The sequence below is a fragment of the Cedecea neteri NBRC 105707 = ATCC 33855 genome (genome assembly GCF_001571265.1).
Taxonomy (GTDB): Bacteria; Pseudomonadota; Gammaproteobacteria; order Enterobacterales; family Enterobacteriaceae; genus Cedecea; species Cedecea neteri.
Genome location: NZ_BCTL01000055.1, coordinates 1 through 26183 on the forward strand (window position 1 = coordinate 1; position 26183 = coordinate 26183).

At 53.2% G+C, this 26183-nt stretch carries 27 protein-coding genes; 18 read left to right on the plus strand and 9 right to left on the minus strand.

Annotation, left to right across the window (positions count from 1 at the left end; genetic code table 11):
* The first annotated feature begins 211 nt into the window (after positions 1–211).
* Complete coding sequence (locus CNE01S_RS20120) at positions 212–1510, plus strand: MFS transporter (protein ID WP_061277988.1); 1299 nt, start codon at positions 212–214, stop codon at positions 1508–1510.
* A 34-nt stretch (positions 1511–1544) separates the two neighbouring features.
* Here CNE01S_RS20120 and pssA read toward each other — a convergent pair whose 3' ends face one another.
* The 4 genes from pssA to trxC form a co-directional block, all read right to left on the minus strand.
* Positions 1545–2900, minus strand: coding sequence for a CDP-diacylglycerol--serine O-phosphatidyltransferase (gene pssA, locus CNE01S_RS20125; RefSeq protein WP_061277989.1), 1356 nt, complete (start codon positions 2898–2900; stop codon positions 1545–1547).
* Between the two features lie 114 nt (positions 2901–3014).
* Positions 3015–5675: a bifunctional acetate--CoA ligase family protein/GNAT family N-acetyltransferase gene (locus CNE01S_RS20130; protein ID WP_061277990.1), complete on the minus strand. Its 2661-nt coding sequence runs from the start codon at positions 5673–5675 to the stop codon at positions 3015–3017.
* 32 nt (positions 5676–5707) lie between these two features.
* Entirely contained in the window at positions 5708–6409 is a 702-nt protein-coding gene (locus tag CNE01S_RS20135) for a tRNA-uridine aminocarboxypropyltransferase (protein ID WP_061277991.1), read from the minus strand.
* 76 nt (positions 6410–6485) lie between these two features.
* The gene (trxC, locus tag CNE01S_RS20140; protein WP_061277992.1) at positions 6486–6905 is read right to left on the minus strand and encodes a thioredoxin TrxC; all 420 of its coding nucleotides are present in this window, start codon (positions 6903–6905) and stop codon (positions 6486–6488) included.
* Positions 6906–7111: 206 nt separating this feature from the next.
* Here trxC and CNE01S_RS20145 point away from each other — a divergent pair, with 206 nt between their 5' ends.
* Positions 7112–8182, plus strand: a complete 1071-nt coding sequence (locus CNE01S_RS20145) for a tRNA/rRNA methyltransferase (RefSeq protein WP_061277993.1) — start codon at positions 7112–7114, stop codon at positions 8180–8182.
* 56 nt (positions 8183–8238) lie between these two features.
* On the opposite strand, the gene ung is transcribed toward CNE01S_RS20145, so the two are convergent.
* Entirely contained in the window at positions 8239–8928 is a 690-nt protein-coding gene (gene ung, locus CNE01S_RS20150) for a uracil-DNA glycosylase (RefSeq protein ID WP_061277994.1), read from the minus strand.
* Between the two features lie 319 nt (positions 8929–9247).
* On the opposite strand from ung, the gene grcA reads away from it, so the two are divergent.
* Complete coding sequence (gene grcA / locus CNE01S_RS20155; protein WP_061277995.1) at positions 9248–9631, plus strand: autonomous glycyl radical cofactor GrcA; 384 nt, start codon at positions 9248–9250, stop codon at positions 9629–9631.
* A 50-nt stretch (positions 9632–9681) separates the two neighbouring features.
* Here the strand turns inward: grcA and eamB are convergent, their stop codons facing one another.
* A complete protein-coding gene (gene eamB / locus CNE01S_RS20160) occupies positions 9682–10269 on the minus strand; it encodes a cysteine/O-acetylserine transporter (RefSeq protein WP_061277996.1) in 588 nt (195 codons plus the stop codon).
* A 104-nt stretch (positions 10270–10373) separates the two neighbouring features.
* Here eamB and CNE01S_RS20165 point away from each other — a divergent pair, with 104 nt between their 5' ends.
* Positions 10374–11258, plus strand: a complete 885-nt coding sequence (locus tag CNE01S_RS20165; protein WP_061277997.1) for a LysR family transcriptional regulator — start codon at positions 10374–10376, stop codon at positions 11256–11258.
* Between the two features lie 29 nt (positions 11259–11287).
* Here CNE01S_RS20165 and srmB read toward each other — a convergent pair whose 3' ends face one another.
* The gene (srmB, locus tag CNE01S_RS20170) at positions 11288–12625 is read right to left on the minus strand and encodes an ATP-dependent RNA helicase SrmB (protein ID WP_061277998.1); all 1338 of its coding nucleotides are present in this window, start codon (positions 12623–12625) and stop codon (positions 11288–11290) included.
* 121 nt (positions 12626–12746) lie between these two features.
* Between srmB and trmN the strand changes: the two genes are divergently transcribed.
* Positions 12747–13484 carry a tRNA(1)(Val) (adenine(37)-N(6))-methyltransferase TrmN gene (trmN, locus tag CNE01S_RS20175; protein WP_061277999.1) on the plus strand — a complete coding sequence of 246 codons (738 nt, stop codon included), beginning with the start codon at positions 12747–12749 and terminating at the stop codon, positions 13482–13484.
* Here trmN and nadB read toward each other — a convergent pair.
* A complete protein-coding gene (gene nadB, locus CNE01S_RS20180; protein ID WP_061278029.1) occupies positions 13469–15085 on the minus strand; it encodes an L-aspartate oxidase in 1617 nt (538 codons plus the stop codon). The two genes, trmN and nadB, sit on opposite strands and share 16 nt — an antisense overlap.
* Positions 15086–15383: 298 nt before the next feature.
* On the opposite strand from nadB, the gene rseD reads away from it, so the two are divergent.
* The 12 genes from rseD (at position 15384) to acpS (ending at position 24885) form a co-directional block, all read left to right on the plus strand.
* Entirely contained in the window at positions 15384–15521 is a 138-nt protein-coding gene (gene rseD / locus CNE01S_RS26025; protein WP_139827391.1) for a rpoE leader peptide RseD, read from the plus strand.
* Positions 15518–16093 carry an RNA polymerase sigma factor RpoE gene (gene rpoE, locus CNE01S_RS20190; protein WP_016537822.1) on the plus strand — a complete coding sequence of 192 codons (576 nt, stop codon included), beginning with the start codon at positions 15518–15520 and terminating at the stop codon, positions 16091–16093. Before rseD ends, rpoE begins: the two co-directional genes overlap by 4 nt.
* Positions 16094–16124: 31 nt before the next feature.
* On the plus strand, positions 16125–16772 hold the full coding sequence (rseA, locus tag CNE01S_RS20195; RefSeq protein ID WP_061278001.1) for an anti-sigma-E factor RseA: 648 nt from the start codon (positions 16125–16127) through the stop codon (positions 16770–16772).
* Positions 16772–17737, plus strand: coding sequence for a sigma-E factor regulatory protein RseB (gene rseB, locus CNE01S_RS20200; protein ID WP_061278002.1), 966 nt, complete (start codon positions 16772–16774; stop codon positions 17735–17737). The genes rseA and rseB overlap by 1 nt, the downstream gene beginning before the upstream one ends.
* Positions 17734–18216 carry a SoxR-reducing system protein RseC gene (gene rseC, locus CNE01S_RS20205; RefSeq protein WP_061278003.1) on the plus strand — a complete coding sequence of 161 codons (483 nt, stop codon included), beginning with the start codon at positions 17734–17736 and terminating at the stop codon, positions 18214–18216. The genes rseB and rseC overlap by 4 nt, the downstream gene beginning before the upstream one ends.
* Before the next feature lie 194 nt (positions 18217–18410).
* Positions 18411–20210 carry a translation elongation factor 4 gene (lepA, locus tag CNE01S_RS20210; RefSeq protein ID WP_061278004.1) on the plus strand — a complete coding sequence of 600 codons (1800 nt, stop codon included), beginning with the start codon at positions 18411–18413 and terminating at the stop codon, positions 20208–20210.
* A gap of 14 nt (positions 20211–20224) precedes the next feature.
* Positions 20225–21199, plus strand: a complete 975-nt coding sequence (lepB, locus tag CNE01S_RS20215) for a signal peptidase I (RefSeq protein ID WP_061278005.1) — start codon at positions 20225–20227, stop codon at positions 21197–21199.
* 172 nt (positions 21200–21371) lie between these two features.
* A complete protein-coding gene (gene rnc, locus CNE01S_RS20220; protein WP_008459505.1) occupies positions 21372–22052 on the plus strand; it encodes a ribonuclease III in 681 nt (226 codons plus the stop codon).
* Positions 22049–22957, plus strand: coding sequence for a GTPase Era (gene era, locus CNE01S_RS20225; RefSeq protein WP_008459503.1), 909 nt, complete (start codon positions 22049–22051; stop codon positions 22955–22957). Before rnc ends, era begins: the two co-directional genes overlap by 4 nt.
* A 4-nt stretch (positions 22958–22961) precedes the next feature.
* Positions 22962–23699, plus strand: a complete 738-nt coding sequence (gene recO, locus CNE01S_RS20230; protein WP_061278006.1) for a DNA repair protein RecO — start codon at positions 22962–22964, stop codon at positions 23697–23699.
* Positions 23700–23773: 74 nt separating this feature from the next.
* Positions 23774–24505 carry a pyridoxine 5'-phosphate synthase gene (pdxJ, locus tag CNE01S_RS20235; RefSeq protein WP_061278007.1) on the plus strand — a complete coding sequence of 244 codons (732 nt, stop codon included), beginning with the start codon at positions 23774–23776 and terminating at the stop codon, positions 24503–24505.
* Positions 24505–24885: a holo-ACP synthase gene (acpS, locus tag CNE01S_RS20240; protein WP_008459499.1), complete on the plus strand. Its 381-nt coding sequence runs from the start codon at positions 24505–24507 to the stop codon at positions 24883–24885. The genes pdxJ and acpS overlap by 1 nt, the downstream gene beginning before the upstream one ends.
* Here acpS and CNE01S_RS20245 read toward each other — a convergent pair.
* A complete protein-coding gene (locus CNE01S_RS20245) occupies positions 24882–25142 on the minus strand; it encodes a YfhL family 4Fe-4S dicluster ferredoxin (RefSeq protein WP_039297344.1) in 261 nt (86 codons plus the stop codon). The genes acpS and CNE01S_RS20245 overlap by 4 nt on opposite strands.
* Before the next feature lie 262 nt (positions 25143–25404).
* Between CNE01S_RS20245 and CNE01S_RS20250 the strand changes: the two genes are divergently transcribed.
* On the plus strand, positions 25405–26151 hold the full coding sequence (locus CNE01S_RS20250; RefSeq protein WP_061278008.1) for a LexA family transcriptional regulator: 747 nt from the start codon (positions 25405–25407) through the stop codon (positions 26149–26151).
* Positions 26152–26183 lie beyond the last annotated feature (32 nt).

The following is a 26183-nucleotide window of genomic DNA, read 5'->3' on the forward strand; positions in this document are numbered from 1 at the left end:
CTGCCAGGCATCAAATTAGCAATAACCCCGACCGAAAGGCCGGGGTTATTTGCTTTTTAAACCATACCTTTTCGCAAAAATCTCAAGTTGCTCACAAAAGTTAATGTAACAACTCCGCAACAAGATACTTTGCCTCACAAAATTTCTTTCTCCTGCTTTACTGGATCCTGGGCTATTAGACCCATTCAGGAAGACAGGAGAAGAAAATAAAATGATTGAAACAACAAGCGAAGCAAATACTGTATCGACGGCGGCAGATACCCGTCGTCGTGTCTGGGCCATTGTTGGTGCTTCATCAGGGAATTTGGTTGAGTGGTTTGATTTTTATGTTTACTCATTCTGCTCACTCTATTTTGCACATATCTTTTTCCCAACGGGGAATACCACTACCCAACTGCTGCAAACGGCGGGTGTCTTTGCCGCTGGCTTTCTGATGCGACCGATTGGAGGCTGGTTATTCGGCTATATCGCAGATAAACATGGCCGCAAAAACTCGATGCTGATCTCCGTTTGTATGATGTGCTTTGGTTCATTGGTGATTGCCTGCCTGCCAGGATATGCCACCATTGGCACGTGGGCCCCGGCGTTATTGCTTTTAGCTCGCCTGTTTCAGGGCTTATCTGTTGGAGGTGAATACGGTACCAGCGCAACTTACATGAGTGAGGTGGCTGTCGAAGGGCGTAAAGGTTTCTATGCCTCATTCCAGTACGTTACGCTCATTGGCGGGCAGCTGGCCGCGCTACTTGTTGTGGTTGTTCTCCAGCAAGTGCTAAGTGATGAAGATTTGCGTAGTTGGGGATGGAGAATTCCCTTTGCGATTGGGGCCGTGCTGGCGATTGTTGCTCTCTATCTCCGTCGTTCTCTGGATGAAACATCGGATAAAGCGACCCGCGAGCACAAGGATGCCGGTACGCTTTCCGGGCTGTGGAAAAATAAAAAAGCCTTCATTATGGTGCTTGGCTTCACCGCAGGAGGCTCTCTGGCTTTCTATACCTTCACCACCTATATGCAGAAATATCTGGTGAATACTGCAGGGATGCACGCTAACACGGCCAGCGCGCTGATGACCTTTGCGCTTTTTATTTTCATGGTACTCCAGCCATTCTTCGGTGCGCTGTCGGATAAAATTGGTCGTCGTAGTTCTATGCTCTGTTTTGGTGGGTTGGCAGCGGTGCTGACTGTGCCTATTTTGACGGCGTTGCAGAATGTTAGCTCACCGTATGCAGCCTTTGCTTTGGTGATGGCGGCGATGCTGATTGTCAGCTTTTACACTTCAATCAGCGGCATCCTGAAGGCGGAAATGTTCCCGCCGGAAGTTCGTGCCCTGGGCGTAGGCCTGTCTTATGCGGTTGCAAACGCCTTGTTTGGTGGCTCCGCAGAATATGTCGCCTTATCACTGAAATCGATGGGTAGCGAAACGACCTTCTTCTGGTATGTCTCTGGGATGGGGGCGCTGGCATTTGCTGTTTCTCTGCTGCTGCACCGCAAAGGGAAAGGGATTAAGCTCTAGAAAGAAAAAGCCCTGCAGTGCAGGGCTTAAATATTTAGAGAATACGGCTTATTAGTCGGTCGATACGGATACGACGCAGGCGGCGAATCAGTTTGCGAACTTTAACCGGATATTCGGCGATGCTTTGCAGATCTCGATAATGCTTAACAACTGTAGTATGAGTACGGATAAGCTCCAGCTCTTTGGTGCGAATGCCCTCAAGCTCTCTTTTAGGATCGTGAATCAACAGGGCATTTTCCAAATCCAGGCGCCACGCGCGTGGGTTAAGGTTATTCCCGGTCAGCAGCATCCACTCGTTGTCTACCCACATGCCTTTCAGGTGATAGCTGTTATCCCCATCTTTCCATAAACGCACAATCAGCTGCCCGGTATTCACATAATACTGCAGGCGGCTGAGGAAGCGGCGCAGGTTAATCTCGTAGAGATAAGGCAGCGCGCCAATAATCTTAAACGGCTGATCTTCCGGAATATAGAAATCATTCGCCGTCTTATCGCCAACGATAATCTCTACCTGCTTGCCGTCCCGCAGTAGCTGAATGATATTACGCACCAGCACTGCTGGCAGGTTGAAGTATGGCGTGCAGATAGTGAGCTTTTGCTCCGCACAAGGCATGAGATGGAAGATGGTTTTATTCAGCAGGCTGGATTTTCCCAGCCCAACCAGCGGCGTAACCGACAGTTGATCGTTATCTGCATCGCCGTGGAAGATAAAGTTAGCGTCACGCAATTCCTGGCGGAAAAGGCGGATATCGTTTTTAATTTCTGGGCTTTTTACGCGTTCGGCGACATCCAGGCGATGAACCGCCCGGCCATTCACCAGATTCTGATTAACCCAGCCATGCATGATGTCAGCCAGAGAGCGGTTGCGAATGATTTGGTAGCGATCATAGCGATATTTATCGTGCTGATGCAGATAAACATCGTTGAGGCTGGCACCACTATAGATGACGCTGTCATCAATAATAAAGCCTTTGAAATGCAACACGCCAAGGGCTTCGCGAGTATTGACGGGAACGCCGTAGACCGGGACATTCACACCAGGGAACTGCTCGGCCATGCGGTGATACCAATCCGCATTGGTGTTGGCTGCGGCAACACCAATACGTCCGCGCTGAGCACGGTGCCAGTCAACCAGAATGGACACATCCAAATCCGGCCGCTGCTGTTTGGCTTGATAAACCGCGGACAAAATTCCTTTGCCGCCGTCATCCTGTTCAAGATACAACGCAATAATGCAAATACGCTGCGTTGCGCTGGCGATTTTTTTCAACAGCGTCTCGCGGAAATCCGCTGGGGAGAACAGGGTTTCTACATCATCAACTGATTGAGAAAGCTTCGGTAACTGGGCAAGGTGTTGTTGATGTTTATTACGCTTAAATTTAGACAACATCACAGTGCTTATCTTCTCTCTTCATTGGATGGCCCTCTGCAAAATCCAGACGTCAGAACCTGCTGATAATACCACTACTGCTACGCAAAGTGAGTATGTTTTCCAGTACCTTACTCACGAATCTGCGCTTTTACCCAGCGGCAGCATTAGACTCACGATGCCATCTTCTAGCTGAATATCGACACTAAAACCCAATTTACGTGCAAGAGTAATCATGCCCTGGTTATTCGGCATCGTGATGCCATTCAGCCGCTGAAGGCCATGTTGTCTGGTGTAATCGATGAGCTTAGTCAGTAAACGTCGACCGAGCCCGAGGCCTTTCAGGTCGGAGCGAACCAGCACGGCGAACTCGGCATCAACGTTGTCAGGATCTGAAATAGCGCGGGTGACGCCGAGGATCTCATCACTGCCTTTCATTCTTCTGACGGCAACGAACGCCATTTCTCGATCGTAGTCGATCTGCGTCATGTTGGCTAAATCTTCGTGGGTAAATTCATTGATCTCGCTGAAATAGCGATAGTAGAGATCCTCTTTTGTTACCTGAGCGATAAACCGCTGCAGCTGAGGTTCGTCTTCGGGCAGGATAGGCCGGAACAGGCAGCGATCGCCATTTTTAAGCTGTACCAGTTCCTCAAGCTGGTGAGGATAAGGACGAACTGCCAGCCTGTCATCCGCATCACCCGTAAACTCGGCTAACTCAAGAGTGACATCCAGCAATGTGAACTCACTGCCGGACGCCAGCAGCGGGTGAATATCGAGTCTCACTATCTCCGGGCAATCAACGATCAGATTGGAGACTTGTACCAAAACTTCGCTGATCCCGGCGATATCCAGCGGGCGTAATGCGCTCCGGCTTCGGATCTTGCCGCTTTTGATCGCCTGAATAACAAGGTATCGGGCAAGGTTCATGTTTAGCGGGGGAAGGGCAACTGCCGCCTGCCGCTCGGGTCGCCATTCGACGCCACCTTCGCCCAGCATGATCAATGGCCCGAACACCGGATCGTGTTCAACGACGACGCGTAACTCCTGCGCGCCAGCGCGGTTTGCCATGCTTTGCACCAGCAGGCCGTGAATGCGTGCCTGGGGCCAGGCCATTTTTACACGGTCGATGATAGCTTCGGCAGCCTGCTGCACTTCACTGGCCGTGCGTAAATAAAGCATAACGCCCTGAACTTCCGACTTGTGGGGAATATCCGGAGAACGAAGTTTTAATGCGACCGGATAACCAATTTGCTCGGCAATATGTACCGCTTCTGCGCTGTCTCCTGCAATCCACGTTGGCAGGGTAGCTAAGCCATAAGCTTCAAGCACTGGCCTTACTTCATGGGTATCCAGCGTCGTTGCTCCCTGGTGCAATGCCTGCTGAATCAGATGATGAGCGTCGGTAGTGTTTGCCGTCAGGTTAGCTGGCAGAGCAGGCGTTTCGCGCAGTTGCTTCTGGTTACGGCGATACTCGACCATGTGCATAAATGCCGTTACCGCGCCTTCTGGTGTTCTGTAGGTAGGAATACCGGCATCGCTAAACAGGCGCCTGGCTTCCTGGGAGGAATACTCCCCGCACCAGTTGGTGACAATGGTGAGATATTTGCCGCGAGGATGCCGCTGTAACAAATCGATCAGGGCTAGAGCGCTTGCGGTTCCTGGGGCGGCGGCGCTGGGAGAATGAATAACCAGTAAGGCATCAAAATCATGGCTATCCAGCAATTTTTCCACGGCCAGCAGATAACGACCGGGCGTCGCGTCATCACGCAGATCTATCGGGTTTCCAACCTCAACGCCAGGGGGCAGCACTTGAGCAACAGCCAGCATGGTTTCTTCACTTAACGTCGCCAGTTTGCCGTTACGAATCCATAGCTCATCAAGCGCCAGCGCCGCGGGTGCCGCACCGTTACTGACAATCATCAGCCGTTCGCCGCGTAAAGGGCGCATATGGCTGAGGGTTTCTACGGCGGAAAACAGCTCATGTGTATCCTGTACCCGAAGCAATCCCGCGCGTTGTATCGCCGCGTCCCATGCCGCATCCAGACCTGGATGGGTTTTCAGTAGCGTTTGCGCTTTGCTGCTGCGCCCGCTTTTGATGACCAGAATCGGCTTGTTACGCGAGGCACTTCTTGCGGCAGAAACAAAGCGTCGGGCATCGCTTAGATGTTCAAGATACAGCAGGATGGCGCTGGTTTTGGTATCTCTGGCCAGGTAATCAAGCAGTTCATCCACGTCGATATCCAGGCTATCACCAAGCGCGATAAACCAGGAAAAGCCCATTTCGCGCTGCTGCGCCCAGTCCAGGATGGTGTTGGATACCGCAGCTGACTGAGAAATAAACGCCAGTTTCCCTTTTTGGATAGGGACTGGGGAGAAACTGGCATTTAGCCCCTGCCACGGAGCCAGAAGGCCAAGACTGTTCGGCCCAAGCAGACGAATTTGCCAGCGAGAGGCGCAGGCCAGCAATTCGGGCAATTGCTCCGGCGGGGCAGATAAGATAATGCAGGCTTTACAGCCTTTACTGCCTAACGCTTCAAGCAGCGTAAGGTTGCGTCTGGAATGCGTACAGATAATCGCAAGGTCGGGGGCCAGCGGCAGGCTGGCAATATCCGGCCAGGCAAGCACCCCGCACACGGCTTTGTGAGTCGGCGTCACCGGCATTACCGGGCCGTTGAATCCGCCAGCCAGCAAGTTGCGCATCATTAAATAACCGGCGCGGTCGGTTTTTGCTGAAGCACCGATAACGGCTATGGATTTTGGGCGCAGCAGCGCTTCCAGGCCTCGTTGACTCACGACGCTCTCCCCTGAGTGATGTTCAGGAGAGTCTAAACGTTTTCTTCTACTTCTGCTGTGACGCTGCCCTGATGATGGGGTTTCCCCGCCAGATAGCGTTCGCGGAAAAGAGTGAAATGCTGGGTTAATCCTTTGGAAGCGACCGTATCCCCCGCCAGCTCAAGCAGGGCTGCGGCGACTTCTGCGGTGCAATACTGGCCATCCGCATGGGCTTCTCTCAGGCGATAAGCCGAGGTAATACTTAAATCAACGGAAATTACCGGCAGCGCATCGAGATAAGGGCTTTTACGGAACATTTTGCGCGCTTCAGTCCACGTGCCATCCAGCATGATAAACAGCGGCGGTTTGCCGCTCATCGGTGGCGTGGTCAGGACTTCCCGATCGCTATCTGCATAAGAGGCGGGGAAAACCACCATTGGCTGGTAATCCGGGTTGGCAACTAGATCGAGCAGCGCCTGAGGTGGCTCCGTGCGCGACCATTGAAATGCCTCGGTTTCCGGTAAAATATCGGCAATGAGTCGCCCGGTATTACTTGGCTTCATGGGTTCGGTGTCAAACATCACCAGGCAGAAGCGGCTGCGCGCATTTTTGGGCTGAAGCGTCTCGCACAGGCAGTTTTTCAACGGCAACAGGCAACGCTGGCAGCGACGAACGCGATTACCACGGGCGAGAAAAGGACGGGTTGCGCGAGCAAGGCGAGCAGCACGAAGGCGGAGAACGGCGTTTTCTGTCATTAATGAAGGATGTTTGGCTAAAAACGTCATTCTACCGTAGATAGAGAAAGGGGGCTGAAAAAATGCCCCCTCAAAATCAGATATTTTCGTCCAGCCAGCTATCAAACGGGACTTTGGGCATGGCGCCATTCAGCATATCGACGACCTGGCCATTTTTGAAAATCATAATGGTTGGGATGCTTCTAATGCGAAAACGTGCGCTTAGCTCCTGCTCGGCTTCGGTGTTGACCTTCACAAAGCGAACTTTGCCACTGCGCTCTTCGGCAACATCTTCAAAAATAGGGGCGAAGTTCACGCATGGGCCACACCACGGCGCCCAAAAATCAACCACAACCGGCAATTCATCTTTCAGAAGTTTATCCAGGGTTGCCGCCGTGGCGTTGACGACTTCACCGTCAAACAGTTCATGGCCGCAGCGACCGCACTTTGCGCCGTCATCGATACGGTCGTCAGGAATGCGGTTAACAGCCTGGCAGTCGGCACAAACGGTATTCATAACTAACCTCAAAGAGAATGATTGAAATTGGTGTCAGGCACCGAGGATGTTTCAAATATGTTACATATTATCAGCGAAGATGGGGAGGCCAACAAAGTGGTTTATTCGATGAGTACAATAGTTTTTAGCTTTTAAGCAAAGTTAATGGCTAACCCATGGCACATCAGGTAATCTGCGCGCTTCGCGCTCAGCCAGGTGGAGGAACAATGAACGACGAATTTAAAGGTAAAAGCGGCAAGGTCAAAGTGATGTATGTCCGCGGTGACGACGAAAGCGAACAACGCAGCCAAAACCCGCGTACCGGGAAAGGTGGTGGGCGTCCTGCCGGTGCGTCACGTGGTGAAGGCGGCGGTCGCCGTCAGGCTCGTCACGATGATAAACCTCGCGGCGGGCGCGATCGTAATGAACGTAGCGACAGAGGCGATCGCGGTGAAGCGGCTTCTCCATGGCGCACGGTTTCCCGTGCCCCGGTAGACACTTCGCTGTCGGCTTCTGACAATGAAGGTACGACTAAGCACATCGTTGATCCGGAAGTGATTCGTCGCCAGCGCGCCGAAGAAGCCCGTGTGTACGGTGAGAATGCTTGCCAGGCGCTGTTCCAGAGCCGCCCGGAAAGCATCGTGCGTGCCTGGTTTATTCAGAGCGTTACGCCTCGCTTTAAAGAAGCGCTTCGCTGGATGGCTGCTAATCGCAAGGCTTACCACGTAGTGGATGACGCCGAGCTGGCAAAAGCCTCCGGCACGGAACACCACGGTGGTGTTTGCTTCATTATTAAAAAGCGTAGCGGTATCAGCGTGCAGACGTGGCTGAATAAAGCCGGGGAAGAAGACTGCGTACTGGCGCTGGAGGATGTGGGCAACCCTCACAACCTTGGCGGGATCATGCGTAGCTGTGCGCACTTCGGTGTGAAAGGCTTGCTGATTCAGGATGCTTCTCTGCTGGAGTCCGGTGCGGCAATTCGTACCGCAGAAGGCGGTGCAGAGCACGTTGTCGCGATCAGCGGCGAGACGTTTGGCGATGGGCTGGAAGCTTTCCGTAAAGCAGGCTACACCATCGTGACAACCTCAAGCCATCAGGGGACTCCGCTGTATAAAGCCGAGTTACCTAAAAAAATGGTGCTGGTGCTGGGCCAGGAGCGCGATGGCGTTTCCGACACCACCTTTGAAAATGCTGATATGAGCGTAGCCATTGAAGGTACCGGTAATGTTGAAAGCCTCAATGTATCCGTAGCAACCGGCGTATTGCTGGGTGAATGGTGGCGCCAGAACAAGGCGTAACACGTTCTCCTGCTATAAAAAACCAGCTTAATCGCTGGTTTTTTTTCGTCCAGAACTTAGCCATTTTCCTGTGGTAGCTGTGGCATCCAGTCGATGGGCTGCTCTCCACGCTCTACAAGATACTCATTCGCCTTAACGAAATGCCCACAGCCAAGAAAACCGCGATGTGCCGAAAGTGGAGAAGGGTGCGGTGCGGTTAGCACGTGGTGGCGCTGGCGATCGATAATGCTGCCTTTGCGCTGAGCGTGTGCTCCCCACAGCAGGAACACTACACCTTCACGGTGTTCATTAATGAGTGCGATAACTTTGTCGGTAAAAGTCTCCCAGCCAAAATTGGCGTGGGAATGTGCTTTGCTGGCCTCGACGGTGAGTACCGTATTGAGCAGTAGCACGCCCTGCCGCGCCCAGCTTTCAAGATAGCCGTGGGCTGGACGGGTAAAATCCGGCACTGAGGCTTCCAGCTCTTTGTACATATTGACCAATGAAGGTGGGGGGGCAATGCCTGGAAGCACGGAGAAAGAGAGTCCGTGCGCCTGCCCTGGGCCGTGATAGGGATCCTGCCCCAGAATCACGACTTTGACATCGCCCAGTTCGGTAAAGCGAAAAGCGTTGAAAACGTCCTTTTGTGGAGGATAAACGGTCACGCCCGCAGCGCGCTCTGCTGCGACGGCGCTGAGCGTATTGATAAAGTAGGGCTGCTGTTTCTCTTCTGCCAGCACGTCGTGCCAGGTGAGGTGGGTAGTCATCTCGCTCTCCCGCGAATCTGTAATGTCCGCTAGCTTAACTGCTTCTGCCCCATGAGCAAAATAGTGCGTGGCATCAATGAGCTACGACCCTAAATAAAGTTGAATATTTACAAAATTTTTAGCTTCTCGCTGCCGGTCTAAGTTGATGTAAAACAAATAAAACCAGCTAAAGCCATTTTTAACGTGTGGATTTAATTGATTTAAGTCAAAGAATCGCGCCTGGCGGACTGATATAAGAACAACAAAGCAACAAAGGTTTTACCAATGAGCCAGAGCGCTGGCCCAAAGAATCAGCACTTTACCCTGAGGGAGAAATAAAATGATTACTGGTATCCAAATTACAAAAGCGGCAAACGATGAACTTCTGAACTCTTTCTGGCTGCTCGACAGTGAAAAAGGCGAAGCTCGCTGCGTGTGTGCGAAAGCGGGTTATGCGGAAGATGAAGTGGTCGCAGTCAGTAAACTGGGGCAGTTTGAATACCGTGAAATTCCAATGGAAGTGAAACCTGAAGTTCGCGTTGAAGGTGGTCAGCACCTGAACGTTAACGTTCTGCGTCGTGAAACGCTGGAAGATGCGGTTAAGCATCCAGAAAAGTATCCGCAGCTGACCATTCGTGTTTCTGGCTACGCGGTGCGCTTTAACTCCTTGACCCCAGAACAACAGCGCGACGTCATCACCCGTACTTTCACTGAAAGCCTGTAATTCAGTTCCTGCCGTAATGAATAAAGAGCGCCTTCTGGCGCTCTTTCACGTTAGTAGAAAATCCGCACCGCACAGTAAACCAGCATCAGTGCCAGAATAATATTCAGCGAGCGTCCAAAGCGCAGAAACACTTTCTGGAATAAGTGGCCAGCCAGCGCCCAGCAAAGATTCCCCAAACTTCCTATCGCCGCCAGCAAAACGCTCATTGCCACGACGCCGCTTATTTCCGTCGTATACGGCAGGACAAAAGTCGACAGGGCGGTGATGCCGTAGAGAATGATTTTTACATTTAAGAATTGCAGGCCAAAGCTGGCCCAGAAACCTATTGGCTGAACGTCGGTCGCCGAACCTGGCGGCTGGCTGGTGGCTATCTTCAGCGCCAGCCACAGAATGTAAATTGCCCCCACCCAGCTAAGCACGCGAGTAAATCTCGGGTCGAGGCTGACGAGTGAAAAAGCTATGCCTGCGCAAATCAGCATGATTATCAGAAATCCAAGACTCATGCCTCCCAACACGCGGGTGCTTTGCCGCAGTCCGTGACTGGTAGCGGTGCTCAGCGCCAGAATGTTGTTAGGGCCGGGCGTCAGGGCGGTAATCAGGGTGTATGTCCAAAAAGCGCTAAAGAAAATGGCGATCACTTGAGTTCTCCTTTGTTTTGGCTGAGAGTACGCAAAGCTGAATATTTAAAAAAATGAATGTTTCTACATTCTTAATTCGATGGTTTCGATGTGTTGGGGGCGAGATGGATTTACGTCGGTTTGTTACGTTAAAAACGGTGGTTGAAGAAGGCTCGTTCCTGCTGGCCTCACAAAAGCTGTGCTGCACGCAGTCGACGGTCACTTTTCACATTCAGCAGCTTGAGCAGGAGCTTTCGCTACAGCTGTTTGAGAAAATTGGCCGACGGATGCGCCTGACTGAAAGCGGCAAAAAGATCATGCCCCATGTGTACGAACTGACGCGCGTCATCGATACCATCAGGCAGGCAGCCAGACAGGACTCGGAGCCAGAAGGCGAGCTCAGGATTGCCAGCGGCGAAACATTGCTGGCGTACAAAATGCCGCATGTGCTGCAGCGTTTTAAGGAAAGGGCGCCGAGGGTAAAACTCTCTCTGCAGTCTTTGAACTGTTACATCATTCGTGATGCGCTGCTGGACGATCGTGTCGATCTGGGGGTGTTTTATCGGGTAGGAAAGGATGAGGCGTTACATATGCAGGCTATCGGCGAGCCATCGCTGGTGCTGGTGGCGTCTCCGGCGCTGAAAGATGTCGATTTCTTGCAGACGGACAGGCACATCCCGGTCAGTTTTGTGATCAATGAACCTCAGTGCGTGTTCCGGCTGATCTTCGAAGAGCAGCTAAGGCAGCGGAGGATCACGCTGGAAAATACTATCGAGCTTTGGAGCATAGAAAGCATTAAGCAGTGCGTTGCGGCAAACCTGGGCGTGAGTTTCCTGCCCCGTTTTACCGTTGAAAAGGAGCTGTCATCCGGTGAGCTGGTGGAGCTGGCGTTCAGCGAGCAGCCGTTAATGCTTAACGCGATTTGCGCACACCACGCGGGGAAGGTGGTGAGTCCGGCGATGAAGATTTTTATGGAATGTTTGCAGGAAAACGCAGGGGCTGAGCCATAAAAAACGCCGGGATTATCCCGGCGTTAATGTTATTCGTCGACTTTCGGCGACTCTGTGGTGGTGGCCGCAGTTGGCTTACGGCGCTTACCGACGTTTTTCTTATCGCGATGGCGCACTTTAACGCGCGGCTTCTCTTTGTCTTTCTCTTTTTTCTTCTCTTCGCGTTTAGCCAGCACTTTCTTGGATGGCTTACCGGTCAGCTTCTCGCTTGGCGCACGCGTCGTTGGACGCAGTTCGTCGATAACGCGGGACTTCAGCGGCTCTTTCATGTAGCGGGTAATTTTACCCAGCAGCAAATGATCGTGCGCTTCAACCAGCGAAATTGCGGTTCCTTTCATGCCTGCGCGGCCTGTACGGCCAATACGGTGCAGGTAGATATCCGCCGTGCGCGGCAGGTCAAAGTTGAACACGTGGCTAACGTCAGGAATATCGATCCCACGGGCAGCTACGTCGGTGGCAACCAGAACGTTAACGCGGCCGTCGGTTAAACGTTTGATGGCTTCGTTACGCTTGGCCTGCACCATTTCGCCTTCGAGATAGCAGGTGTTGATGCCCACTTCGCGCAGCCAGGCAACCAGCTCATGCACACGCTCGCGCTTACGCACGAAGACGATAGAGCGGGTGGTATCCGTCTGGTTCAGTAAATGAACGAGTAATTTTGTTTTGTGCTCAACGTCGTCAGCGCGGTAGTACCACTGATGGATCTTCTTGCGTTCACGCGTGGACGGTGTGGCGGAAACTTCAACCGGATCTTCCAGCAGGCGCTCAGCAAAGTCTTTCACCGCGTTGCCTTCCAGGGTAGCGGAAAACAGCATGGTTTGCTTACGCCAGCGGGTTTCCGCTGCAATGGTTTCAATGTCCTGAGCAAAACCCATGTCCAGCATACGGTCTGCTTCATCAAGGATCAGCGTTTCAACTGCGCGGCAGTCGAAGTTCTCTTCCTTTATGTATTGCAGCAGTCGGCCTGTGGTAGCAACCACGATATCCTGGTTCTCGCTGAAAACTTCAGCGTGGTTCATATAGGCTACGCCGCCGGTGATGGTGGCAATATCCAAATGGGTATGTTTTGCCAGTTCACGTGCGTGGTCGGCGACCTGCATAGCGAGTTCGCGGGTCGGCGTGACGATAAGAATACGCGGCGGGCCAGATTTCTTACGAGGAAAGTCGACCAGATGCTGTAGCGCTGGCAGCAGGTAAGCTGCGGTTTTACCGGTACCCGTCGGTGCTGAACCCAGCACGTCGCGTCCTTCAAGTGCAGGAGGAATGGCCGCAGCCTGAATGGCCGTCGGGCGAGTAAAGCCTTTCTCCTGGAGCGCGTCCAAAAGGCTTTCATCAAGTTCGAGTTCGGAAAAAGTGCTTACAGTCATGGTCTACCTCTGTTTGGGACGCCGATTATAGACGTTATGCCTGCGATCTTCATCTGTTTGTGTCTTTCCGTGGTCGCTCGTTTCACTTATGCTACGGCGGTTTCTTTGCAAGGTAGATAAGATGTCGGATCAAAAAGCGGTATTACGTCGGGATGGTTTCACCTTCAAACAGTTCTTTGTGGCACACGATCGCTGCGCCATGAAGGTGGGAACAGATGGGACGCTGCTCGGTGCATGGGTGCCGGTGGTGAACGTAAAAAGCGTTCTGGATATTGGCACTGGCAGCGGTTTGCTGGCGCTGATGCTCGCCCAAAGAACGGCTGATGACGTCACGATCGAAGCCGTGGAGCTGGATCCGGTTGCTGCAGAACAGGCGGCAGAAAACGCCAAAGGCTGCCGTTGGGCTTCGCGTATTCACGTTCACTGTGCGGACATCCGCGAGTGGGCTCAGCAGGCAACGCAGCGCTACTCTTTAATTGTCAGCAATCCGCCTTTCTTTGAGCAGGGCAGCCACTGTGCATCACCAGAACGTGCTCAGGCCCGCTATACCACGACGCTGGATCATCAGGCCTTGCTCAGCAGTGCTGAACAACTGATAACAGAAGACGGTTTCTTTTGTGTGATCATGCCGGAAACTGCCGGCACGGCATTCAGCGAGCTGGCAAAATCACAGGGTTGGTACGTTCGCTACCGTACCGATGTGGCCGATAATGAAACTCGCCTGCCGCATCGGGTTATGCTCGCGCTTTCCCCGACCAACGGCGAGTACTACAGCGATCGGCTGGTGATCCGTGGGCCAGATCAAACCTACTCTGAAGGCTATTGCAGCCTGACCCAGGATTTCTACCTGTTTATGTAGAGCGGGGAAAGCACGCTTGGGCCGGATTCGGCTAGCTGCTCAGGAAAATCCAGCGTGTAGTGCAGGCCCCGGCTCTCTTTACGTTGCATGGCGCAGCGCACAATGAGTTCGGCAACCTGCACCAGGTTTCTCAGCTCAAGCAGATTGTTTGATACGCGGAAATTGGCGTAGTACTCATCAATCTCTTGCTGCAGCATTGTTATTCTTCGCAGCGCACGCTCCAGCCGGCGAGTGGTGCGAACAATCCCAACGTAGTCCCACATAAAAAGCCGCAGCTCATGCCAGTTATGCTGGATAACAACCTGTTCGTCAGGGTTGTCGACGCGGCTGTCATCCCAGCCGGGCAAATTTTTACTTTCACGCGCATAGGGTAAGCGCTTAAGAATATCTTCTGCAGCCGACCAGCCATAAACCAGGCATTCGAGCAGAGAGTTTGATGCCATTCGGTTTGCACCGTGTAGCCCGGTATAAGTCACTTCACCAATGGCATACAGCCCGTCAACGTCAGTGCGCCCGTGTTCATCAACCATCACGCCACCGCAGGTATAATGCGCGGCAGGCACCACGGGAACCGGATCTTTGGTTAAATCAATGCCTAGCCCAAGCAGCTTTTCATAAATAGTAGGGAAGTGCTGGCGAACAAACGCTTCCGGCTTATGGCTGATATCCAGATACATGCAGTCTGCGCCCAGGCGCTTCATTTCGTGATCGATAGCTCTGGCGACGATATCACGCGGTGCAAGCTCGGCACGTTCATCAAACTCCGGCATAAAGCGTGAACCATCCGGGCGTTTCAGGTATGCACCTTCCCCGCGCAATGCTTCGGTAAGCAGGAAGTTTCGGGCCTGAGGATGGAACAGTGCCGTAGGGTGAAACTGATTGAATTCAAGATTGGCGACCCGGCAGCCTGCACGCCATGCCATAGCGATACCGTCGCCGGAGGCGATATCCGGGTTTGTTGTGTATTGATAGACCTTTGAAGCACCACCGGTGGCTAAAACGACGGATTTCGCACGACAGGTTTCGACCTTTTCAAGGTTTCGGTTCCAGACCCAGGCACCGACGACGCGCCTCGTGCCCGGCAGGCCAATCTTGTCGGAGATAATCAGGTCGACGGCGTTGCTGCGTTCGATAACCTGAATATTTGGGTGATTGAGGGCTTTGCCGACAAGTGTGGTTTCAACTTCTTTCCCGGTGGCATCTGCCGAATGCAGAATCCGGCGATGGCTATGGCCGCCTTCACGCGTCAAATGGTAGCTCTCTTCGCCATTTGCCAGCGTGTGGGTGTCAAACATGACGCCTTGAGCAATCAGCCACTGGACGCAGTGTTTTGCATTACTTGCCACAAATTCTACCGCGTCGCGATCGCAGATCCCTGCGCCGGCTATCAGCGTGTCGTCAATATGGGAAGCGATACTGTCGGTTTCATCGAAAACGGCGGCAATTCCCCCTTGTGCATAAAAAGTTGAGCCTTCGTTAATCGGGCCTTTGCTTAGCACGATGACCTTGCTGGTTTGAGCCAGACGCAGCGCGAGAGAAAGACCGGCAGCACCGCTACCGACAATTAATACGTCACAGACCAGATCGCTATTCGTGTTCATTTTGTTTAATTTACTAAACATGAGTGACCGGAGCATAGCATCGGATGGGATGCTGAACACGCTTTTTTTGTTTTAGCGTTGCGCAGACTAAACAGGCTTGTCGGTAAAGTGATCGCGAGAAACTTAGCAAATTGCGTAAATAAATCTCGCTACGGAAGGATATACGGCAGATTAGATGATGAAATACCTGAATTCATGCGATACTCTGCTCGCTAACTTTTTGAGCATTGATTCAGAAGAATCGGCGTTACCGTTTTGCGAAGCGGAACTTATAATGAAAAGATGTAATCCGCTAAACATGACAGAAAAACAAAGGCGTAACGGAACTTTGCTGGCCTCGGGCACTCAAACTCAAAGCTTGCTCAAAAATGCAGGGTTCGAGTGGCATTTCGATTACGCGTGGGAATTGGGTTTGGGGAGACATTACCTCGGATGAGCGAGCAGTTAACGGATCAGGTCCTCGTCGAACGGGTCCAAAAGGGAGATCAGAAATCATTTAACCTACTGGTGGTGCGCTACCAGCACAAGGTTGCGAGTCTGGTTTCCCGCTATGTGCCTTCGGGAGATGTTCCCGATGTGGTGCAGGAATCTTTTATTAAAGCGTATCGCGCACTGGATTCATTCCGTGGCGATAGTGCGTTTTATACGTGGCTGTATCGCATCGCGGTCAACACGGCTAAAAATTATCTGGTTGCTCAGGGGCGCCGTCCTCCATCAAGTGATGTGGACGCCATTGACGCTGAAAACTACGAAAGTGGCAGCGCATTGAAAGAAATTTCGAACCCTGAGAACTTAATGTTGTCTGAGGAACTGAGACAGATAGTTTTCCGTACTATTGAGTCGCTCCCGGAAGATTTACGCATGGCAATTACGTTGCGGGAGCTGGATGGCCTGAGCTATGAAGAGATAGCCGCCATTATGGATTGCCCGGTAGGTACTGTGCGTTCTCGTATTTTCCGCGCAAGGGAAGCTATTGATAATAAAGTTCAACCGCTTATCAGGCGTTGACGATAGCGGATTACTGGAAGGGTATTTAGGCATGCAGAAAGAACAACTTTCCGCTTTAATGGATGGCGAATCTCTCGATAGTGAGCTGCTCAATCGTCTGTCACACGACAGTGAACTGCAGCAAAGCTGGGAGAGTTACCACCTTATCCGCGACACAATGCGCGGAGATACCAGCGAAGTGCTCCATTTTGATATTTCTGCCAACGTGATGGCGGCTATCGCGAATGAACCTGTGCGTAACGTTGCGCCGCTCATTACCGAATCACAGCCACAGCCTCAGCAATGGCAGAAAATGCCGTTCTGGCACAAGGTACGTCCGTGGGCAAGCCAACTGACCCAAATGGGCGTTGCTGCGTGCGTATCGCTTGCGGTTATCGTGGGCGTGCAGCACTATAATGGCCAGTCTGACAGCACCACGCAGCCAGAGGCACCGGTGTTTAACACCCTGCCGATGATGGGTAAAGCCAGTCCGGTAAGCCTTGGTGTGCCGTCTGACACGACCGCCAGCAACAGCAGTCAGCAAGTACAGGAACAGCGTCGTCGTATTAACGCTATGCTGCAGGATTATGAATTGCAGCGTCGTTTACACTCCGAGCAGCTCCAGTTTGAACAGGCGCAAACCCAGCAGGCCGCTGTGCAAGTGCCAGGAAACCAAACTTTAGGAACGCAATCGCAGTAATGAAGCAACTTTGGTGTGCCCTGTCTCTCGTGGCAGGCAGCCTGTTGTTCACCTCCAGCGCCTCGGCGGACACTGTTTCGTCCGGGGCGTTGTTGCAGCAGATGAACCAGGCTAGTCAGTCACTCAATTATGAGTTGGCGTTTATCAGTATCAGCAAACAAGGGATTGACTCCCTTAGTTATCGTCATGCACGTCTTGATAATCGCCCGCTTGCGCAATTCCTGCAAATGGACGGCCCGCGCCGCGAAGTCGTTCAGCGCGGCAATGAAATCAGCTACTTTGAACCCGGGCTCGAGCCATTTACGCTGACCGGGGACTACATCGTCGATTCTCTGCCTTCCATCGTCTATACCGACTTTAAGCGTCTGACGCCTTACTACGACTTTATTTCCGTCGGGCGTACGCGTATCGCTGACCGGCTATGCGAAGTGATTCGCGTCGTTGCCCGGGACGGTACTCGCTACAACTACATTGTTTGGATCGATACCGAAACCAAGCTCCCGCTGCGCGTTGATTTGCTGGATCGCGATGGCGAAACGCTTGAACAGTTCCGGGTTGTTTCGTTCTCTGTCGAAAATCAGGTGAGCGGGCTGATGCAGAATTTAGCGAAGGCTACGCTGCCTCCGCTGCTGTCCGTTCCTGGTGCAGAAAAGGCCAGTTTTACATGGGCACCGACGTGGCTGCCGCAAGGCTTTAGCGAAGTGTCGAGCAGCCGTCGGCCACTGCCAACCGTGGGTGTACCCATCGAATCTCGTCTTTATTCTGACGGGCTGTTCAGCTTCTCGGTGAATATCAGTCAGGCCCCGGCTCAGGGAAATAATGGCGAGCAGCTGGTACGTACCGGTCGTCGCACTATTAGCACAGAAATTCGTGATAAAACCGAAATTACCGTTGTAGGTGAGTTGCCTCCACAAACGGCGAAACGCATTGGCGATAGCGTGAAGTTTAACGGAGCGACGCAATGATCAAAGAATGGGCGACAGTCGTCTCCTGGCAAAACGGTGAAGCGCTGCTGCACTGTGATGTGAAAGCCTCTTGCAACAGCTGCGCTTCACGCTCGGGATGTGGCACTCGCGTACTAAACAAACTGGGGCCACAAACCAGCCATCTACTGTCCGTGCCAAGCGAGCAGCCGCTGGTGGCCGGGCAAAAAGTGGAACTGGGTATTGCGGAAAGTAGCCTGTTAGGGTCCGCGCTGCTTGTGTACATGTCGCCGTTGGTCGGGCTATTTTTGTGCTCAGGCCTTTTCCAGACGCTGTTTGGTACCAACCTGGCCGCAATGTGCGGGGCTTTGCTTGGGGGCGTGGGCGGCTTCCTGCTTGCTCGCGGTTTTTCCCTGCACTTCAGCCGTCGCGAGAGCTGGCAGCCGGTGATTCTTAGCGTTGCGCTTAGCCCGGATGCACTGCGTGTCGACACGTCCGCGCCGCCGGCTGAAAATCAATAAACTCCCTTCAAATGACATCTCTTTGCACATCCTGCTTATGGCTTACCTAAGCTTGCAGGATGAGCAGTTTCCTCACTTTCTGGTTGTAGTGTAGAATGCGGCGTTTCAGGCAGAAGACAGTCTCTGACATCCTGCTCCGTACAGCGCGAAGCGCCGAGCTCACAGGCCATTTGTAAGGCATAAAACCTCTAACTATGAAGAATATACGTAACTTTTCTATTATTGCCCACATCGACCACGGTAAATCGACGCTGTCTGACCGTATCATCCAGATTTGCGGCGGCCTGTCCGACCGCGAAATGGCCGCGCAGGTCCTCGACTCCATGGATCTGGAACGCGAGCGTGGTATTACCATCAAAGCGCAGAGCGTCACCCTCGACTATAAAGCCAGCGACGGTGAAACTTACCAGCTGAACTTCATCGATACCCCAGGGCACGTTGACTTCTCTTATGAAGTATCCCGCTCGTTGGCGGCCTGTGAAGGGGCACTGCTGGTAGTGGATGCCGGGCAGGGCGTTGAAGCTCAAACTCTGGCGAACTGCTACACGGCGATGGAAATGGACCTGGAAGTGGTTCCGGTTCTGAACAAAATTGACTTGCCGGCGGCCGATCCTGAGCGTGTGGCGGAAGAAATTGAAGACATCGTGGGCATCGACGCCACCGATGCAGTGCGCTGCTCGGCGAAAACCGGCGTTGGCGTGCCTGATGTACTCGAACGCCTGGTTCGTGATATCCCTGCGCCAGAAGGTGATCCAGACGCGCCGCTGCAGGCGCTGATCATCGACTCCTGGTTCGATAACTACCTGGGCGTTGTTTCTCTGATCCGTGTGAAAAACGGCACCCTGCGCAAAGGTGACAAAGTCAAAGTCATGAGCACCGGCCAGGTGTACAACGCCGATCGCCTTGGCATCTTTACGCCTAAACAGATCGACCGTACTGAACTGAAATGCGGCGAAGTAGGCTGGCTGGTCTGCGCAATTAAAGACATCCTGGGCGCGCCGGTGGGCGATACCCTGACGCTGTCCCGTAATCCGGCTGATAAAGCGCTGCCAGGTTTCAAAAAAGTGAAGCCGCAGGTTTATGCCGGCCTGTTCCCGGTCAGCTCAGACGACTACGAAAACTTCCGTGACGCGCTCGGCAAGCTAAGCCTGAACGACGCCTCTCTGTTCTACGAGCCAGAAAGCTCAACGGCGCTGGGCTTCGGTTTCCGCTGTGGCTTCCTGGGTCTGCTGCACATGGAGATCATCCAGGAGCGTCTGGAGCGTGAATACGATCTCGACCTGATCACCACCGCGCCGACCGTCGTTTACGAAGTGCAGACCACCAGCAAAGAGATTATCTATGTCGACAGCCCTTCCAAGCTGCCGCCGTTGAACAACATCGAAGAGCTGCGTGAGCCCATCGCTGAATGTCATATGCTGCTGCCGCAGGAGTTCCTCGGCAACGTGATTACTCTGTGTATCGAAAAACGCGGCGTGCAGACCAACATGGTTTATCACGGCAACCAGGTTGCGCTGACCTATGAAATTCCAATGGCGGAAGTTGTGCTCGACTTCTTCGATCGCCTGAAGTCCACTTCTCGCGGCTATGCGTCTCTGGATTACAATTTCAAACGTTTCCAGGCTTCCAACATGGTGCGCGTTGATGTACTGATCAATGGCGATCGCGTTGATGCGCTAGCGCTTATCACACACAACGACAACGCGCCTTACCGTGGCCGTGAGCTGGTAGAGAAGATGAGAGAGCTCATCCCTCGCCAGCAGTTTGATATCGCGATTCAGGCGGCCATCGGCAACCACATTATTGCGCGTTCGACGGTGAAACAGCTGCGTAAAAACGTTCTGGCTAAGTGCTATGGCGGTGACGTCAGCCGTAAGAAAAAGCTGCTGCAGAAACAGAAAGACGGTAAGAAACGTATGAAGCAGGTCGGTAACGTCGAACTGCCTCAGGAAGCATTCCTGGCCATTCTGCACGTCGGCAAAGACAGCAAATAATCTAAGGAGTTGGCATGGCGAATATGTTTGCTTTGATCCTCGTGGTAGCCACGCTGGTGACGGGCATTTTGTGGTGTCTGGACAAATTTATCTTTGCACCAAAACGTCGTGAAAAACAGGCGGCAGCGCAGGTTGCCACCGGTGATGCACTGGACAAAAAGACGCTGAAAAAAGTTGGCCCTAAACCGGGCTGGCTGGAAACCGGCGCGTCCGTGTTCCCGGTGCTGGCGATTGTGCTGGTGGTGCGTTCATTTATTTATGAACCCTTCCAGATCCCTTCTGGTTCGATGATGCCAACGCTGTTAATCGGTGATTTTATTCTGGTAGAGAAGTTTGCCTACGGCATTAAAGATCCGATTTATCAGAAAACTTTAATTGAAACCGGGCACCCTAAACGCGGCGATATTGCGGTATTTAAATACCCTGAAGATCCACGCCTGGATTATATTAAGCGCGTTGTGGGGCTGCCGGGCGACCGGGTAAGCTACGATCCACAGTCGAAAGAAGTCACCGTGCAGCCAAACTGCAGTTCCGGCCAGGCTTGCGATAACGCGCTGCCAATCACCTATTCCAACGTGGAAGCCAGTGATTTTGTGCAGACGTTCGCCCGCCGCAACGGCAGTGAAGCCACCTCCGGCTTCTTCCAGTTGCCGAAAGACCAGACCCGTGAAGACGGTGTTCGCCTGAGCGAGCGTAAAGAAACGCTGGGAGCCGTCACCCATAACATTCTGACGGTGCCTATCGCTCAGGATCAGGTGGGAATGTACTACCAGCAGTCTGGCTTGCCGCTGGCGACATGGATTGTTCCGCCGGGTCACTATTTTATGATGGGTGATAACCGCGACAATAGTGCAGACAGCCGCTATTGGGGCTTTGTGCCGGAGCAAAATCTGGTCGGTAAAGCGACAGCAATTTGGATGAGTTTCGAGAAACAAGAAGGTGAATGGCCAACGGGTGTTCGTTTAAGCCGAATTGGCGGCATTCATTAAACAATTAATCCCACAAACTAACGACATCCCCTGTCGTTGTGTATAGAATATTCCCGCCTTTAAAGATTGGCTCCCGAAAGGGAGCCACGGCACACGAAACAGCGTTGGTTTCCTTTTTTCAGGTCTGTTCCGTGTGCTGAATAGTTGACGCATTCATTAATTTTGGTATCGCATGAATCCCATCGTAATAAATAGGCTGCAGCGGAAGCTGGGCTACACTTTTCAACATCAGGATCTGTTGCAACAGGCATTAACGCACCGCAGTGCCAGCAGCAAACACAACGAGCGTCTTGAGTTTTTGGGTGACTCCATTCTCAGTTATGTCATTGCGAATGCGCTGTATCATCGTTTTCCTCGCGTAGACGAGGGAGACATGAGCCGCATGCGTGCGACGCTGGTGCGTGGCAATACTCTGGCGGAAATCGCTCGTGAGTTCGAGCTGGGCGAGTGCCTGCGTCTTGGGCCCGGTGAGCTGAAAAGTGGCGGCTTCCGTCGGGAGTCGATTCTTGCCGATACCGTGGAGGCGCTGATCGGTGGCGTCTTCCTCGACAGTGATATTCAGAACGTTGAGCGTCTGATTCTCTCCTGGTATCAGACCCGTCTCGACGAAATCAGTCCAGGCGACAAGCAAAAAGATCCTAAAACGCGCTTGCAGGAGTATCTGCAGGGTCGCCATCTGCCGCTGCCGTCCTATCTGGTAGTGCAGGTCCGTGGCGAAGCGCACGATCAGGAATTTACCATTCACTGTCAGGTGAGTGGCCTGCCTGAGCCGGTCGTAGGGACAGGTTCAAGCCGCCGTAAAGCGGAACAGGCTGCAGCTGAGCAGGCGCTGAAAAAGCTGGAGCTGGAATGAGCGAAGAAAAAACCTATTGCGGCTTTGCGGCCATCGTTGGCCGTCCGAACGTCGGCAAATCCACGCTGCTGAATCAGCTGCTTGGGCAAAAAGTCTCTATTACCTCGCGTAAGGCGCAGACCACGCGTCACCGCATCATGGGCATCCATACCGAAGGGCCGTATCAGGCGATTTACGTCGATACCCCAGGGCTGCACATGGAAGAAAAGCGCGCCATCAACCGTTTGATGAACCGTGCCGCGAGCAGCTCTATCGGTGACGTTGAGCTGGTCATTTTCGTTGTCGAAGGCACCCGCTGGACGCCGGATGACGAAATGGTGCTGAACAAACTGCGCGACAGCCGTGCGCCGGTGATTCTGGCCGTTAACAAGGTCGACAACGTTCAGGATAAAACCGTTCTGCTGCCGCACCTGCAGTTCCTTGGCAGCCAGATGAACTTCCTCGATATCGTGCCTATTTCTGCGGAAACCGGAATGAACGTCGATACCATCGCGGAAATCGTTCGTAAGCACCTGCCGGAAGCTATTCACCACTTCCCGGAAGAGTACATTACCGACCGCTCCCAGCGCTTCATGGCGTCAGAGATCATTCGTGAAAAGCTGATGCGCTTCTTGGGTGCCGAGCTGCCGTATTCCGTGACCGTGGAAATTGAGCAGTTTGTGACCAATGAACGCGGCGGCTACGACATCAACGGGCTGATCCTCGTTGAGCGTGAAGGGCAGAAGAAAATGGTGATTGGCAACAAAGGCGCCAAAATCAAAACCATCGGCATCGAAGCCCGTAAAGACATGGAAGAGATGTTCGAAGCCAAAGTTCACCTCGAACTTTGGGTGAAGGTGAAGTCCGGCTGGGCCGACGACGAGCGTGCGCTGCGCAGTCTCGGTTATACCGACGACCTGAGCTAAATTTATGGAAGGCTGGCAACGGGCTTTTGTCCTGCATAGTCGCCCCTGGAGCGAAACCAGCCTTCTGCTCGACCTGTTTTCCGAAGAATCCGGCCGCGTTCGCCTGATTGCCAAAGGTGCACGCTCCAAACGTTCAAACCTGAAAGGCGCTCTGCAGCCTTTTACCCCTCTGCTGGTTCGCTGGGGCGGCCGTGGCGAAGTTAAAACGCTGCGCAGCGCCGAAGCGGTTTCTCTGGCACTTCCCTTAAGCGGTATCACACTTTACAGCGGCCTGTACGTTAATGAGCTGGTGGCTCGTGTCCTCGAGCAGGAAACCCGCTTTTCCGAACTGTTCTTTGATTATCTCCACTGCATTCAGGCGTTAGCGGGAGCCACCGGCACGCCGGAGCCCGCGCTGCGTCGCTTTGAGCTGGCGCTATTGGGGCACCTTGGCTATGGCGTGGATTTTCTGCACTGTGCGGGCAGCGGAGCGAGTGTCGATGACACCATGACCTACACCTACCGTGAAGAGAAAGGTTTTATCGCCAGCGTGGTGATTGGTAACAGCAGCTTTACTGGCCGCCAGCTCAGAGCCCTGGCCGAACGTGAATTTCCGGATGCCGACACGCTGCGTGCCGCCAAGCGTTTCACGCGTATGGCCCTCAAGCCTTATCTGCAGGGCAAGCCCCTCAAAAGCCGCGAGCTGTTCCGCCAGTTTGTGCCTAAAAAAACACCACCTGAACCTTCGGATAGCTCACAGTAATCACAGAACGTAGCCAGGATTTCCCCGGCAGGTGTACACTGCCCGGCATCTGTCTGCGAACTCTGAGGATTGTCATGGCTGAATTACTGTTAGGCGTCAACATCGATCACATCGCTACCCTGCGTAACGCACGCGGCACGGCATACCCGGATCCGGTTCAGGCCGCGTTTATTGCGGAACAGGCTGGTGCCGATGGCATTACCGTGCACCTGCGTGAAGATCGCCGCCATATCACCGACCGTGACGTTCGCGTTCTGCGTGAAACCCTCGATACCCGCATGAACCTGGAAATGGCCGTCACCGAAGAGATGATCGGTATTGCCTGCCAGACGAAGCCGCATTTCTGCTGCCTGGTACCGGAAAAGCGTCAGGAAGTGACCACCGAAGGCGGGCTGGATGTTGCCGGTCAATTGGATAAAATGCGTGATGCCTGCCAGCGCCTGGCTGATGCAGGTATTCTGGTCTCTCTGTTTATTGATGCCGACCACGCGCAGATTGACGCTGCGGTAGCCGTGGGCGCTCCTTACATTGAAATTCACACCGGCTGCTATGCGGACGCTGACAACGAAGCGACCCAGGCCAAAGAGCTGGCACGCATTGCTGAAGCCGCGAGCTATGCCGCTGCTAAAGGCTTGAAGGTGAATGCTGGCCACGGACTGACGTATCACAACGTTCAGGCCATCGCGCGGATCCCTGAAATGCATGAGCTGAACATCGGCCACGCGATTATCGGACGTGCGGTCATGAGCGGTCTTAAAGAGGCCGTGGCTGAAATGAAACGCCTGATGCAGGAAGCGCGCCGCTAATGGCCATTCTCGGTCTCGGCACCGACATTGTGGAAATTGCGCGTATTGAGAGCGTAATTTCCCGTTCCGGTGATCGGCTGGCAAAGCGTGTATTGAGCCAAAACGAATGGGTGCTGTACCAGGCACACCAGCAGCCGGTACGTTTTCTGGCGAAGCGTTTTGCGGTGAAAGAAGCGGCAGCGAAAGCCTTTGGCACCGGGATTCGTAACGGGCTGGCGTTCAATCAGTTTGAAGTGTTTAACGACGCGCTTGGCAAGCCTCAGCTGCGCTTTTGGGAAGAGGCGGAACGTCTGGCCGAAAAAATGGGCGTCCGCTCAGTCCACGTTACCCTGGCGGATGAGCGCCATTACGCCTGTGCGACGGTGATCATCGAAAGCTAAAGTTTATCCGCATGGTGGAGCAGCACGAACTTATCCCACAGCTGCTCTTCATTCTCAATGTGCGCCGGGTCGCTGATTATCGTGCTGGGGATCGGGCAAACTTTCTGGCAGGTCGGGGTTTCGTAATGGCCAACGCATTCCGTGCAGCGGTCGGTATCGATCTGGTAGATAGCATCGCCCATGGAGATGGCCTGATTCGGGCACTCCGGCTCGCACATATCGCAGTTGATGCACTTCTTCGTAATTAATAACGCCATTTCAACCTGTTACCTGAACCTACCGAACCCAAAGATATATTCACATTTCGCGCCCGGAACATTGCAAAAGTATGTATATTTAACCAGTATTAAATCTGGTTAAAGATAATGGCTAAGGCAGGGGCGTTTCGATGGCGCGCACTTTACCACAAAAGCAGATCATCCCCAATGATACTGCGCCTTTAAGTTTTGTGCTTTGTGTACTTTCAGTACGTGTTATCATTGAACTATTGGTCACGATAAACACGGTGGGATCGTACTTATGGTACAGAGAGAACAACTGCGCGAAGCTTTTTCCCGCAGGCTGGCGCAGGCCTGCAGCGAAGCAAACCTCGATGAATTCGGGCGCGGTATGGCGATAGCGCGCGCGCTGGGCGTTTCCTCCAAGGCCGTCAGCAAATGGCTTAACGCCGAAGCGATCCCCCGGCAGGACAAAATGTACGAGCTGGCGACATTTCTCCACGCTGACGCGCTCTGGCTTCAGCACGGCAGCGAAACAGGCTATCAAAGCGAAGGGCGTGAGAGCCCGGTCAGTCATGAAAATGCGGCCATTTATCCTTTCCAGCCGCGTGAAGAGCAGGGCTTTCGCATCGACGTGCTGGACATCGAGGCCAGCGCGGGGCCTGGGCGGCTGGTTTCCAGCGAAGTGACTGAAACCATTAACCATATTGTCTACGACAGCCAGGAAGCGCTGGAGCTGTTCGGCCACCGTCCGGCTTCAACGATAAAAGTCATTACCGTCACCGGCGACAGCATGTCCGGCACCATTGAGCTGGGCGACTATATCTTTGTGGACATCGGCAAAGATTATTTCGACGGAGACGGCATTTACGTGTTCCTCTATAAGGGACAACTGCTGGTTAAGCGCCTGCAAATGACCCACGACTGCCTGCTGGTGCGCTCGGACAACCCCAAATATGCCGACTGGCGCATTAGCGAAGAGAACGAGCAGCACCTCAAAATCATTGGCCGGGTGATGTATAGCCATTCGATTCGCCGTCACGCCTGAGATAACTCATCCTTCAAGCTGCAGCCGTGTTG